The following is a 12,144-nucleotide window of genomic DNA, read 5'->3' as shown; positions in this document are numbered from 1 at the left end:
TGCGTTTGGCATGAACTACCCCGGCTATCCCTTCACTCCCCAGCGCCTTGAAGTGCGTCCCGGCATTGCGATGTCGTACCTGGACGAAGGTCCGCGCGATGGCGAGGTGGTCGTGATGCTGCACGGCAATCCGTCGTGGAGTTATCTGTGGCGGCACCTGGTCAGTGGCCTGTCGGATCGTTACCGCTGCATCGTGCCGGACCATATCGGCATGGGGCTGTCCGACAAGCCGGACGATGCGCCCGACGCGCAGCCGCGTTACGACTACACGCTGCAGTCGCGCGTGGATGATCTGGACACGCTGTTGCGGCATCTGGGCATCACCGGCCCGGTCACGCTGGCGGTGCACGACTGGGGCGGCATGATCGGGTTCGGCTGGGCGTTGTCGCATCATGCGCAGGTCAAGCGGCTGGTGATCACCAACACCGCTGCATTCCCGTTGCCGGCGGAAAAACCGATGCCGTGGCAGATCGCAATGGGCCGGCATTGGGGCCCGGGCGAGTGGTTCATCCGTACGTTCAATGCGTTTTCCTCCGGCGCGTCCTGGTTCGGGGTGTCGCGGCGGATGCCGGCGGATGTGCGTGGTGCCTATGTGGCGCCCTACGACAACTGGCGTAACCGCATCTCCACCATTCGCTTCATGCAGGATATTCCGCTGTCGCCCGCCGACCAGGCCTGGTCGCTGCTGGAGCGCTCGGCGCAGGCGCTGCCCTCGTTCGCCGATCGCCCGGCGTTCATCGCCTGGGGCCTGCGCGATATCTGCTTCGACAAGCACTTCCTGGCCGGCTTTCGCAAGGCATTGCCGAATGCCGAAGTCACCGCGTTCGACGATGCCAACCACTACGTGCTGGAAGACAAGCATGAAGTGCTGGTGCCGGCGATCCGTGCGTTTCTGGAGCGCAATCGGCTGTAAGCACTGCTGGCGTTGCCGCGCAGGCGCTCGGCAGGTGAATGCAAGCGGCGCGCAGAAATCGGATGCACCAAGGGATGCGACCGGGCATGTCGTCGTTCTGTTGGCCGTTGCGAATGGATGCTGCGCTCACTCGCAGCGAAAGCCGTTACAACGGCGGCAGCGGATTGCGTTGGGCCTCGTCCACGCCCAGCCAATCGGCTTCGGTCAGCGCGTGCAGGCCGTGTGCCAGCCGGGATTTGTCGCATTGCGCGCTGCGCTGGCCGAATTCCAGCGAGGCCGGCACGGCAGCGCAGGAGGAGGGCCGGCGATCATGGATGCTGCAGCGGCTGTAGCGGCCGATGTCCGCGTCCAGCGCAATGCAGCGCGGCTGCGATTGCGAGGTGCCGCGCATGACGCGCTCGTGCGTGCGCAGCGCATCGGTCAGCTCGATCGGCACCCTGCCGCCCAATGCGGGGTCGGCTTCGCTCCAGTGGAAACTGACGCGGAAGTAGGCGCAGCAGGCGCCGCAGGTAAGGCAGGGATGTGCCATGGAATGCCGGGCCTTGCGCGGCGAAACAACGTGGAGAGCGCGGCATTCTGACCGAACCGCGCTACGATACAAGTGGCACCACCGCGCGCCGGTTAGCGGTTCATCTGTGCACCTCGAAGCAGCGCGTGCGCGCGCAATGCGGAGCACCCCGCGCAGAGCAGGACATGTCGTGCGAACACGGCGCCGCATCGATCCGGCCAGATGACGCGCAATCACCGCGTCAGGCGCAGCTGCAATGCGGGTACGCGCAGCGCAGCTGACTTGAGCGCGAACAAGCGGCCGGTACCGTCGTCGCGTGGGTGATAATGCGGCAATGACTACGACGACTCTCTGCAATATCGCCGCCACCCTGCCGGAACTTGCGCGCGAGCGCCCCGAGCAGATCGCCATCCGTTGCCCGGGCCGCCGCGCCGCCAATGGATTTGCCGCCTACGATGTGACCTTGAGCTACGCCGAGCTGGACGCGCGCAGCGATGCGATTGCTGCCGGACTGGCCCTGCACGGCATCGGACGCGGTGCGCGCGCGGTGGTGATGGTGCGTCCGTCGCCGGAATTCTTCCTGCTGATGTTTGCCTTGTTCAAGGCCGGTGCGGTGCCGGTGCTGGTGGATCCGGGCATCGACAAGCGCGCGCTCAAGCAATGCCTGGACGAAGCGCAGCCGCAGGCGTTTATCGGCATTCCGCTTGCGCAGCTGGCGCGTCGCCTGCTGCGGTGGGCGCGCTCTGCCAAGCAGATCGTCAGCGTCGGTGGCCGTTACAGCTGGGGCGGGGTGACCTTGGCGCGCGTGGAGCGCGATGGCGCCGGCGCCGGCAGTCAGCTGGCCGACACCGGGGCGGACGATGTGGCCGCCATCTTGTTCACCAGCGGCTCGACCGGTGTGCCCAAGGGCGTGGTGTACCGACACCGCCATTTCGTCGGCCAGATCGAGTTGCTGCGCAATGCCTTCGGCATGCGGCCCGGCGGCGTGGATCTGCCGACGTTTCCGCCGTTTGCCTTGTTCGATCCGGCACTGGGGCTGACCTCGGTGATTCCGGACATGGACCCCACCCGCCCGGCCACTGCCGATCCGCGCAAGCTGCACGATGCGATCGACCGCTTCGGAGTGACGCAGTTGTTCGGCTCGCCGGCATTGATGCGCGTGTTGGCCGACCATGGCCAGCCATTGCCCAACGTGCGCCTGGCCACCTCGGCCGGTGCGCCGGTGCCGCCGGACGTGGTGGCCAAGATCCGCGCGCTGCTGCCGGCAGATGCGCAATTCTGGACGCCGTATGGCGCCACCGAATGTCTGCCGGTGGCGGCGATCGAAGGGCGCACGCTGGACGCCACGCGCGCGGCCACCGAAGCCGGTGCGGGCACCTGCGTCGGCCAGGTCGTGGCGCCGAACGAGGTCCGCATCATCGCCATCGACGATGCGGCCATTCCCGAGTGGAGCGGCGCGCGCGTGCTGGCGGTGGGCGAGGTCGGCGAGATCACCGTCGCCGGCCCCACCACCACCGACACCTACTTCAACCGCGACGCGGCCACGCGGATTGCCAAGATCCGCGAGCGCAACGCGGATGGCAGCGAACGCATCGTGCATCGCATGGGCGATGTGGGCTACTTCGATGCCGAAGGACGCCTGTGGTTCTGCGGGCGCAAGACCCATCGCGTGGAAACCGCCAGCGGCCCGCTCTATACCGAGCAGGTGGAACCGGTCTTCAACGTGCATCCGCAGGTGCGGCGCACCGCCTTGGTCGGTATCGGCGCGCCCGGACAGCAGCAGCCGGTGCTGTGCGTGGAATTGCAGCCAGGCGTTGCGGCGTCGGCGTTTGCGCAAGTGGAAACCGCATTGCGCGCGCTGGGCGCTGCGCACCCGCATACGGCTGGAATCACACGTTTCCTGCGCCATTCCGGGTTTCCGGTGGACATCCGCCACAATGCCAAGATCGGCCGCGAAACGCTGGCGATCTGGGCGGCGCAGCAACGTGGCTGACCTGTCGATGCGTAGCGCGCAGGCACCCGGCCGCATCGCCAATTCCGGCCGCGCCCGTTATCGTGTGCGTCCTTGCGATGGAGGTGGTGCGTGCGCATCCTGGTAACCGGTGGTGGTGGCTTTCTTGGCCAGGCGTTGTGTCGCGGCTTGCGCGCGCGCGGGCACGAGGTGGTGAGTTTCCAGCGCGGCGATTATCCGGTCCTGCAGCGCTTGGGCGTGGGCCAGATCCGTGGCGACCTGGCCGACCCGCAAGCGGTGCGGCATGCTTTCGCCGGTATCGACGCGGTCTTCCACAACGCCGCCAAGGCCGGCGCGTGGGGCAGCTACGACAGCTATCACCAGGCCAATGTGGTGGGCACGCAGAACGTGCTCGACGCGTGTCGGGCCAATGGTGTGTCGCGCCTGATCTATACCTCCACGCCCAGCGTGACCCATCGCGCCACCAATCCGGTGGAGGGCCTGGGCGCCGACGACGTGCCGTACGGCGAAAACCTGCGCGCGGCATACGCGGCGACCAAGGCGATCGCCGAGCGCGCGGTACTGGCGGCCAACGATGCGCAACTGGCGACGGTGGCCTTGCGTCCGCGCCTGATCTGGGGCCCGGGCGACAATCATCTGTTGCCGCGCCTAGCTGCACGTGCGCGCGCTGGCCGCTTGCGCATGGTCGGCGATGGCAGCAACCTGGTGGACAGCACCTATATCGACAACGCCGCGCAGGCGCATTTCGATGCGTTCGCGCATCTTGCTCCAGATGCTGCGTGTGCGGGCAAGGCGTACTTCATCTCCAACGGCGAGCCGTTGCCGATGCGCGAGTTGCTCAATCGCCTGCTGGCCGCGGTGGATGCGCCTGCAGTGACACGTTCGCTGTCGTTCAAGACCGCATACAGAATCGGTGCGGTATGCGAGACCATATGGCCAATGTTGCGTCTGCCTGGCGAAGTGCCGTTGACGCGTTTTCTGGTGGAACAGCTGTGCACGCCGCACTGGTACAGCATGGAGCCGGCATATCGTGACTTCGGCTATGTGCCGCACATCAGCATCGAGGAAGGGCTGCAACGGCTGCGATCCTCATCTTCCAACGACATCGCCATCACCCGATAAAGACCGCCACGTCTTCAGGATACGTCTGCGCCGATTCGGCACGACAACTTCTGGAATCATTGCCATGCTGCATTACGCCATCATCTTCTTCGTCATCGCCATCATCGCCGCCGTGCTGGGCTTCAGTGGCATCGCCGGTGCGGCGACCAACATCGCCTGGATCCTGTTCGTGGTGTTCCTGATCCTGGCAGTGATCTCGATGTTCCGTCGCGGCAAGGTATAACGCCTAGTTGCGATACGCCACGGCAGCGGCGCTGCCGGTCGGCGCTCACATGGCCCGCTTCCGCAAGGAGGTGGGCCATGTGCGTTATGGACGCTCTGCAGCCGGGCGGCATCTGTCTCACAGCCGTTTTTCGAGATATTGCACGTGCTTGCCGTGGCCCAGCAGCGCATCGCCGACCGGCAGGAAACCCAGCTGCAGATGCATCGCCAGCGATGCCGGATTGGGTGGGACCAGGTTGACCTCGCAGACCAGGCGCGGTTGCCCCGCTGCACCTGCGGCGTGGATGAGTCCGTCATATAACTGCCTGGCAAGCCCGCGCCCCTGCGCATGCGCAGCGATCACGATGCGGTCGATGTAGACAAAGCGCGCGAAGCGTTGCGCCATCCATGCAAAGTTCGGATTGGCGTATGCGGCGCTTTGATCCAGCGCGATCAGCAAACCATCCGCCGGCGCGACCAGCCGTGCATGCCACGCCAGTTGCAGCAATGCAGCCAGCCCTTCGGCATCCAGCAACGACAGCTCGGTGGCATGCGCATTGTTGAGCGCAAGCAGTGCGCTGTGGTCGTGCCGTTGCACTGCGCGCACATGGGCCTGGCTCATGCGCCTGGCTCGACCGCGCTGCGCAGCAGTCGATCATCTGCATGCCGTTGCAACGCCACATCGATCTGCGCCAGCGCCTGCTCCGGCTGGGTCGGGCGCAGCTGCTGTTGCTGCGCGCCCGGCAGCAGGGCCACGCCGCGACCGCTGCGATGCAGGGCGATGCGGGCCGGGTCGTCGGCATTGAGCAGGAAACTGTCGGGGTCGTTGACGTGCCACTGGCCCTGCTTGTCGATGCCGATCAGCACCGGCTCGAAGCGCTGTGGATCCAGCGTATCGAGAATGTTGCGCGCCGATTGCAGCGAGACCTCGTGCTCGGCCGATTTGCCGCCGAAGATGAGACCGACCCGGATCTTGCGCATTGCCTGCTCCTGCCACCTGCGTGATGAGGTCGCCAGCATGCCCGCGGCAGGCGCGCCGAAGGAAGCCCTGCATGACCAAGACACGCGGCCGGGCCACCGAGGCGCCCTGCCATGATCGCCACCCCGGCCTCCGGCTTGCACTGGCCACATCGCCGTCAAGCAGTGGCGACCTGCGGGGACGGTAGAATGCGCCCATGCCCGGATCCCTGTTGAACTCACTCAAGCCGCTCGCCGGCCAGGCCCTGCAAGCCGCGCTCAACCGCGCGCTGGCACTGGACCCCGATACCCGCGACGCCCTGCTGCCACTGGAAGGCCAACGCATCGCACTGACCCTGGAGGCGCCCGCGCTGGCCCTGCAGATCCGTGTGCACGAGCGCCGCTTGCTGGTCGGCCCGGTGGACCAGGCGCAGGAGCCCGATCTGGCCGTGCGCAGCAGCCTGGCCGGCTTGCTCGGGCAGCTGCCATTCCTGGCCAACGCGCGTCGCAGCGGCGCACCGGCTGGGCGGCTCAAGGTTTCCGGCGACGCCGAGCTGGCACGCCAGCTGCAGCAACTGGCCGGCCGCTTCGATCCGGATTGGCAACTGCCGTTCGTGGCGGTGTTTGGCGAGATCCTCGGCGTGCAGATCGCCAATGCGGTGCGCGCAGCGCTGCAGCAGGCGCGCCGCAGCGCGGTGAATCTGGCGCATAGCGCGGCCGAGTTCGTGACCGAAGAATCGCGCGACGTGGTGCCGCGTGCCGAACTGGACGCCTTCCACGACGATGTCGACGAGCTGCGCGACGACGTCGAACGGCTGGCCGCGCGCGCCGCGCGCCTGGGCGCGGCCGGAGGTGCGGCATGAAGGCGCTGCTGCGGGCCAGCCGCATCGGCCGGGTGATCCTGCGTTATCGCCTGGACGACCTGCTGCAGGACACGCCGGCCGAGCGCTGGTTGCGCCTGGCCCAGCCGTTCGTGCCACGCGCCAGTGCGGAGATCGCCGCGCAATCGCGCGGTGCACGCCTGCGGCTGGCGTTACAGGAACTGGGGCCGATCTTCGTCAAGTTCGGGCAGATCCTGTCGACCCGGCGCGACCTGATTCCGGCCGACGTGGCCGATGAACTGACCCTGCTGCAGGACCGCGTCAAACCCTTCGATGGCGAAGCGGCGCGGCTGATCGTGGAGCGGGCGCTGGGCCTGCCGGTGAGCGTGGCGTTTGCCGCATTCGACACCGTGCCGCTGGCCTCGGCCTCGATCGCGCAGGTACACGCGGCCACCTTGCCGCCGGATGCCAACGGCGTGCGCCGCGAGGTGGTGGTCAAGGTCTTGCGCCCGGAGATCGAGCGTCAGATCGATGCCGATATCGCCTTGCTGCAGTCGCTGGCCACGTTGGTCGAACGCACCCACCCGCGCGCGGACAAGATCCGGCCGCGCGAAGTAGTGGCCGAGATCGAAGGCACCTTGTCGGCCGAACTCGATCTGCAGCGCGAAGGCGCCAACGCCAGCGTGCTGCGCCGGTTCTGGGAAGGCTCGGACGATCTGTACGTGCCCGAGGTGATCTGGTCGCACACCGCCGAGCGTGCGCTCACCCTGGAGCGCGTGTACGGCATTCCGTCCGACGACATCGCCAAGCTCGACGCGGCCGGTATTGACCGCAAGGCGCTGGCGGCCAAGGGCGTGCGCGTGTTCTACACGCAGGTGTTCCGCGACAACTTCTTCCATGCCGACGCGCATGCCGGCAACATCTGGGTCGACAGTGATCCGGAGCGCCGGCTCAATCCGCGTTTCATCGCGCTGGATTTCGGCATCATGGGCCAGCTCTCGCAGGAAGATCAGTACTACCTGGCCGAGAACTTCATGGCGATCTTCCACAAGGATTATCGCCGCATGGCCGAGCTGCACGTGGAGGCGGGCTGGATGCCCGACAACGTGCGCATCGACGAACTGGAAGCGGCCGCGCGCTCGGTGTGCGAGCCGTACTTCACCCGGCCGTTGTCGGAGATTTCGCTGGCCGAAGTGCTGATCAAGCTGTTCCGCGTCGCGCAGCGTTACGAATTGACGCTGCAGCCGCAGCTGATCCTGTTGCAGAAGACCTTGCTCAACATCGAAGGCGTCGGCCGCCAGCTCGACCCCAGGCTGGACATCTGGGCAGTGGCGCGGCCGGTGCTCGAACGCATCCTGCGCGAGCGTTACAGCCCGCGCCGCGTGCTCGGCGAGTTGCGCAAGCGCCTGCCGGAAATCATGACGCATGCGCCGGACATGCCGCGCCTGGTGCACAGCTGGTTGAAGCAGCAGGTGGAAGGCCGCCACCAAGTCGACATCCGCTCGGCTGAGTTGCGCGCGCTGGACATGAGCCTGCGCAAGCTGCAGACACGCGTGGTCACCGCCATCACCGGCAGCGGCCTGCTGGTGGTCGCTGCCGTGCTGTATGGCCTGCACCCGGATGGCTGGTACCTGGGTACGGTGCCGGTATGGAGCTGGGTCAGCGGCGCGGCCGGCTCGGTGGCCCTGCTGGTCGCCTGGCTGCGGCGTTAAGGCGCCGCCATGCCCCGGGCATTCCACGCAGTCATACCCGGCGCACCGATCGTCGCGCTCAATGCGCCGCCGCGCACGCAAAATTCCAGCTATCCGCCGGCGTTCGCTGCGCAGATGGACGGCCGTCAGAAACGCGCGCTGGGTGCGCTGTTCGGGTTGCGCAACTTCGGCGTCAATTTGACCACCTTGGCGCCGGGCGCGCGCTCGGCGTTGCGGCACGGGCATTCGTTGCAGGACGAGTTCGTCTACATCGTCAGCGGCACGCCGAGCCTGGTGACCAATGCCGGCGAGCAGCTGCTGCAACCGGGCATGTGCGCCGGATTCCGTGCGGGCGACGGCGATGCGCATTGCCTTATCAATCGCAGCGAAGCGGCGGTGACGTATCTGGAAGTGGGCGACCGCAGCGCCGGCGATTGCGTCACTTATCCGGACGACGATCTGATGTTGGTCACCGCTGCAGACGGGCAGTGGTCCTATCGGCACAAGGACGGCACGCCGTACTGAGCGAGGTGGTGATGATCGATCTGCAGGCACTGAAGGACGAACTGGTACGGTTCGGTAGCGACAACGATGCGCAGCAGCTGGCGCGTGGCCGGCGCATGCTCAATATCACGCCCGACACCGGGCAATTGCTGGCCGTGCTGGTACGTGCCACCGCCGCGCGGCGCGTGCTGGAAATCGGCACCTCCAACGGTTATTCGACGCTGTGGCTGGCCGAAGCGGCCGCCGCAATCGGTGGGCACGTCACCACGGTGGAGCTTGCGGCCGACAAGGTGGTCCTGGCGCAGGCCACGCTTGCGCGCAGCGGCCTGGCGGCGTCGGTGGATGTGGTGCATGACGACGGTGGTGCGTGGCTGACTCAGGCGGCCAGCGCCAGCATCGATCTGGTTTTCCTGGATTCGGCGCGCGGCGAGTATGCGCGCTGGTGGCCGGCACTGCGCCGCGTGCTGCGCGGCGGTGGCCTGCTGGTGGTCGACAATGCGCTGTCGCATGCCGACGACCTGGCGCCGTTCACCGCGCTGCTGGCTGACGATCCGGCAGTCACCTGCAGCGTGGTGCCGGTGGGCAAGGGCGAATTGCTGGCGGTGTGCGGCGCGGCCTGAGCGTGCGTCGCCGAGCTGCCACGCCCTTAGGTCTCAAGGCGCGTGATCGGCATGCGCCATACGGCGTGGCGACGCAGTGGCATGCGGTGTCGACGACGCGGATAATGCGCCGGTGAGCACATCCCCCAAGCATTTGCAGATTCTCTACCAGGACGAGCTCCTGGCCGTCGTCGACAAACCCGCCGGGCTGATGGTCCACGACAGCAAGCTGGCGCGCGGGGAGGACGACTTTCTGGCCGACCGCCTGCGCGAACAGCTGGGCCGGCCGATCTTTCTGGTGCACCGGCTCGACCGCGCGACCAGCGGCTGCCTGCTGCTGGCGTTCGACCGCGAGGCCGCCAGCGCGCTGGGCAAGGCCCTGATGGCCGGCGAATTGGAGAAGGACTATCTGACCGTGTGCCGCGGCTGGCCGGCCGAAGAGCGCTTCATCGTCGACCACGATCTGGACGGCGGCCCCGGCAAGCCGGTCAAGAAGCCGGCGGTGACGCACTTCCAGCGGCTGGCCACCGGCGAGCTGGAGATCCCGTCCACCGGCTTCGCCACCTCGCGCTATGCGTTGCTGCGTTGCCAGCCGCAGACCGGGCGGTTCCGGCAGATCCGCCGGCACATGAAACACCTGTCGCACCACATGCTCGGCGACACCAGCCATGGCGATGGCCGGCACAACCGCAGCTTCCGCATGCTCGGCATCCACCGCATGCTGCTGCACGCCGAGCGGTTGGGGTTTCCGCATCCGGCCGATGGGCGGCGCATCAGCGTCACTGCACCACTGGATGTGGAATTTTCCAAGGCCTGCGCGTTGCTCGGGTGGGAGATGGCCGCGCTGGGAGTGGTGCAGACGGCTTGATGCGGTGCGCGCGGCTAACGGTCAACAAGCCCACACGATCTGCTGGAAATCCGCACAACCGTACCCTCACCCCAACCCCTCTCCCGCAGGAGAGGGGCCAAGCGCTCCCTCAGCGAGTGGGAGAAGCGGGTTGGCGCAATCATCGTCAACGCCATCAACGCCACCGTCGCAAGTAGCAACCGCCGCAGCAGGCACGCTGTCCGATTCCCCAATCCCGATTCCCGATTCCCGCATCCCCGCCCTTCAGGGTTTCTGCGGTGCCGCTGCCGGCTCATTGACGATCTTCTCCAGATCCTTCTGCAGGTCGGCAAACAGCGGCAGCATCTTCTGCTGGATCGCGCCCATCAGGTTCTGGGTCAGTGCCGGGGTCTTGTCCAGCAGGCTCTGGCCGGCCGAGCTCTCGTAGAACTCGGCCATGGCCAGCACGTCCTCGCGCGAGAACGAGCGCTTGTAGATATCCACATACATCGGCCGCAGTTCCGACCACGACAGCGCCTTGCGTACGGTCTGGCGGGTGCGCTCCTGGATGCGCTGCAGCTGCGCCTGCTGGTCGGCGTCGAGCTGACGCTGGGCGGTGAGCTGGGCGAACTGTTGCTGCTGCATCGCCTCGATCTGCGGCAGCATCGTGTCCAGCATGGTCTGCGCGCGTGAGGCGGCCAGCAGGCGGTTGATGTCGGCATCGCTGGGCGCCTGCGCAAACGCGGCAGGCGTGGCCAGCGCCAGCGCGGCCAGCACGATCAGGCGGCGCGCGAAGGCGCGGGCGGCGGCAACGGAACGGGGCGGTGTCATCGGAGCATCCTGCACAGTCGGGGAACCGGCCGCAGCATACGGGAAGCCGGCGTTCGCGCGCGCGTCCATGCCGGTGCCGATACAATCGGCCCGATGGCCAGCGACCCGATCCAGATCACCCCCAGCCTGACGCTCCCGCCCAGCGAGATCGTCGAGCGCTTCGTGCGCGCCAGCGGCGCGGGCGGGCAGAACGTCAACAAGGTCTCCACCGCGGTGGAGCTGCGGTTCGACGTGGCCGGGTCGCCGTCGTTGCCCGAACCCCTGCGCGCGCGGCTGCTGTCGCGGCGCGACCGGCGCATGACCGCCGATGGCGTGCTGGTGATCGACGCGCAGCGCTTCCGCACCCAGGACCGCAATCGCGAGGATGCGCGCGAGCGGCTGGTCGAGATCATCAGTGCCTGCCTGTCGGTGCCCAAGCGCCGGGTCGCCACCAAACCGAGTCATGGTGCCAAGCTGCGGCGGCTGGATGCCAAGCGTGAGCGCAGCCATATCAAGCGTGGACGCTCTGCGTCCCACTGGGAGTAAGCGTGAGTCACACCGCCCCGTCGTTGCCACCGGTAACACAGGCCAACATCCTGCTGCAGCCCTCTCCACCCCAAATGCCACGCGCGCACGGCCGCTTCGGCCGCTGGCTGGGGCGCACGGCACTGCGTCTGACCGGCTGGCGCCTGCTCGGGCGGCTGCCCGACGAACCCAAGCTGGTGATGATCGTCGCCCCGCATTCGTCCAACTGGGACGGCTTTGTGGGTTTTGCGGCCAAGTTCGCGCTGGGCTTCGATGTGCGCGTGCTGGGCAAGGCGCAACTGTTCTGGTGGCCGTTGGGTCCGCTGCTGCGCAAACTCGGCGCCATCCCGCTGGACCGCAGCTCGCCGCAGGGCACCATCGGCCAGGCGGTGCGGCTGATCCGCAATTCCGAACAGATGTGGTACGTGATCACCCCCGAGGGCACCCGCAAGCGGGTGGAGCACTGGAAGGCCGGCTTCTGGAAGATCGCTTCCGATTCCAAGGTGCCGATCCTGCCGGTGTATTTCGACTACCCGAGCAAGACCGTAGGCATCGGCGAGCCGTTCTGGACCGGTACCGACATGGCCGCCGATATCGCCGCCATCCGCACCTGGTACCGGCCGTGGCGCGGCAAGCATCGCGACACGCTGTGAAGATGCTGCCGCGCGGCTGAAAGGTTGTGTCGCTGCTGGTCC

General features: G+C 67.1%; 14 protein-coding genes and 1 pseudogene. 11 read left to right on the top strand and 4 right to left on the bottom strand.

What is annotated here, in order from left to right:
- The first annotated feature begins 10 nt into the window (after positions 1 to 10).
- Positions 11 to 913, top strand: a complete 903-nt coding sequence (locus tag XarjCFBP7645_RS20455) for an alpha/beta fold hydrolase (RefSeq protein WP_104538925.1) — start codon at positions 11 to 13, stop codon at positions 911 to 913.
- A 145-nt stretch (positions 914 to 1,058) separates the two neighbouring features.
- On the opposite strand, the gene XarjCFBP7645_RS20450 is transcribed toward XarjCFBP7645_RS20455, so the two are convergent.
- Positions 1,059 to 1,442 (bottom strand): YkgJ family cysteine cluster protein, encoded by a 384-nt coding sequence (locus XarjCFBP7645_RS20450; protein ID WP_024939040.1) that lies wholly within the window; start codon positions 1,440 to 1,442, stop codon positions 1,059 to 1,061.
- Positions 1,443 to 1,755: 313 nt separating this feature from the next.
- Between XarjCFBP7645_RS20450 and oleC the strand changes: the two genes are divergently transcribed.
- From oleC to XarjCFBP7645_RS20435, 3 genes are all read left to right on the top strand, one after another.
- Positions 1,756 to 3,414: an olefin beta-lactone synthetase gene (gene oleC / locus XarjCFBP7645_RS20445; RefSeq protein WP_104538924.1), complete on the top strand. Its 1,659-nt coding sequence runs from the start codon at positions 1,756 to 1,758 to the stop codon at positions 3,412 to 3,414.
- A 90-nt stretch (positions 3,415 to 3,504) separates the two neighbouring features.
- Positions 3,505 to 4,515 (top strand): 2-alkyl-3-oxoalkanoate reductase, encoded by a 1,011-nt coding sequence (gene oleD, locus XarjCFBP7645_RS20440; protein ID WP_104538923.1) that lies wholly within the window; start codon positions 3,505 to 3,507, stop codon positions 4,513 to 4,515.
- Positions 4,516 to 4,579: 64 nt separating this feature from the next.
- Positions 4,580 to 4,738 carry a DUF1328 domain-containing protein gene (locus XarjCFBP7645_RS20435; RefSeq protein ID WP_003468167.1) on the top strand — a complete coding sequence of 53 codons (159 nt, stop codon included), beginning with the start codon at positions 4,580 to 4,582 and terminating at the stop codon, positions 4,736 to 4,738.
- Between the two features lie 117 nt (positions 4,739 to 4,855).
- Here XarjCFBP7645_RS20435 and XarjCFBP7645_RS20430 read toward each other — a convergent pair whose 3' ends face one another.
- Both XarjCFBP7645_RS20430 and XarjCFBP7645_RS20425 read right to left on the bottom strand, forming a co-directional pair.
- The gene (locus tag XarjCFBP7645_RS20430; protein WP_104538922.1) at positions 4,856 to 5,338 is read right to left on the bottom strand and encodes a GNAT family N-acetyltransferase; all 483 of its coding nucleotides are present in this window, start codon (positions 5,336 to 5,338) and stop codon (positions 4,856 to 4,858) included.
- Positions 5,339 to 5,394: 56 nt separating this feature from the next.
- Positions 5,395 to 5,697 (bottom strand): annotated as a pseudogene (locus XarjCFBP7645_RS20425) (D-alanine--D-alanine ligase A); the annotation flags it as partial.
- A gap of 194 nt (positions 5,698 to 5,891) precedes the next feature.
- On the opposite strand from XarjCFBP7645_RS20425, the gene XarjCFBP7645_RS20420 reads away from it, so the two are divergent.
- The 5 genes from XarjCFBP7645_RS20420 to XarjCFBP7645_RS20400 all read left to right on the top strand — a co-directional run bounded on the left by XarjCFBP7645_RS20420 (position 5,892) and on the right by XarjCFBP7645_RS20400 (position 10,156).
- Positions 5,892 to 6,536 (top strand): ubiquinone biosynthesis accessory factor UbiJ, encoded by a 645-nt coding sequence (locus XarjCFBP7645_RS20420; RefSeq protein WP_104538921.1) that lies wholly within the window; start codon positions 5,892 to 5,894, stop codon positions 6,534 to 6,536.
- Positions 6,533 to 8,206: a ubiquinone biosynthesis regulatory protein kinase UbiB gene (gene ubiB, locus XarjCFBP7645_RS20415; RefSeq protein ID WP_104538920.1), complete on the top strand. Its 1,674-nt coding sequence runs from the start codon at positions 6,533 to 6,535 to the stop codon at positions 8,204 to 8,206. Before XarjCFBP7645_RS20420 ends, ubiB begins: the two co-directional genes overlap by 4 nt.
- Positions 8,207 to 8,215: 9 nt before the next feature.
- Complete coding sequence (locus XarjCFBP7645_RS20410) at positions 8,216 to 8,710, top strand: cupin domain-containing protein (RefSeq protein ID WP_104538919.1); 495 nt, start codon at positions 8,216 to 8,218, stop codon at positions 8,708 to 8,710.
- Positions 8,711 to 8,721: 11 nt separating this feature from the next.
- Positions 8,722 to 9,309, top strand: coding sequence for an O-methyltransferase (locus XarjCFBP7645_RS20405; protein ID WP_104539012.1), 588 nt, complete (start codon positions 8,722 to 8,724; stop codon positions 9,307 to 9,309).
- A 76-nt stretch (positions 9,310 to 9,385) separates the two neighbouring features.
- Positions 9,386 to 10,156, top strand: a complete 771-nt coding sequence (locus XarjCFBP7645_RS20400) for a pseudouridine synthase (protein ID WP_104538918.1) — start codon at positions 9,386 to 9,388, stop codon at positions 10,154 to 10,156.
- A gap of 243 nt (positions 10,157 to 10,399) precedes the next feature.
- Here XarjCFBP7645_RS20400 and XarjCFBP7645_RS20395 read toward each other — a convergent pair whose 3' ends face one another.
- Positions 10,400 to 10,945 (bottom strand): DUF2059 domain-containing protein, encoded by a 546-nt coding sequence (locus XarjCFBP7645_RS20395; RefSeq protein ID WP_104539011.1) that lies wholly within the window; start codon positions 10,943 to 10,945, stop codon positions 10,400 to 10,402.
- 93 nt (positions 10,946 to 11,038) lie between these two features.
- Here XarjCFBP7645_RS20395 and arfB point away from each other — a divergent pair, with 93 nt between their 5' ends.
- Together arfB and XarjCFBP7645_RS20385 are read left to right on the top strand one after the other, a co-directional pair.
- On the top strand, positions 11,039 to 11,470 hold the full coding sequence (gene arfB / locus XarjCFBP7645_RS20390; protein WP_104538917.1) for an alternative ribosome rescue aminoacyl-tRNA hydrolase ArfB: 432 nt from the start codon (positions 11,039 to 11,041) through the stop codon (positions 11,468 to 11,470).
- A gap of 2 nt (positions 11,471 to 11,472) precedes the next feature.
- Entirely contained in the window at positions 11,473 to 12,102 is a 630-nt protein-coding gene (locus tag XarjCFBP7645_RS20385) for a lysophosphatidylcholine acyltransferase (protein WP_104538916.1), read from the top strand.
- Positions 12,103 to 12,144: the final 42 nt, after the last annotated feature.

Source organism: Xanthomonas arboricola (assembly GCF_002940665.1).
GTDB lineage: Bacteria > Pseudomonadota > Gammaproteobacteria > Xanthomonadales > Xanthomonadaceae > Xanthomonas > Xanthomonas arboricola_B.
This window is presented reverse-complemented; position numbering and strand designations above follow the sequence as displayed.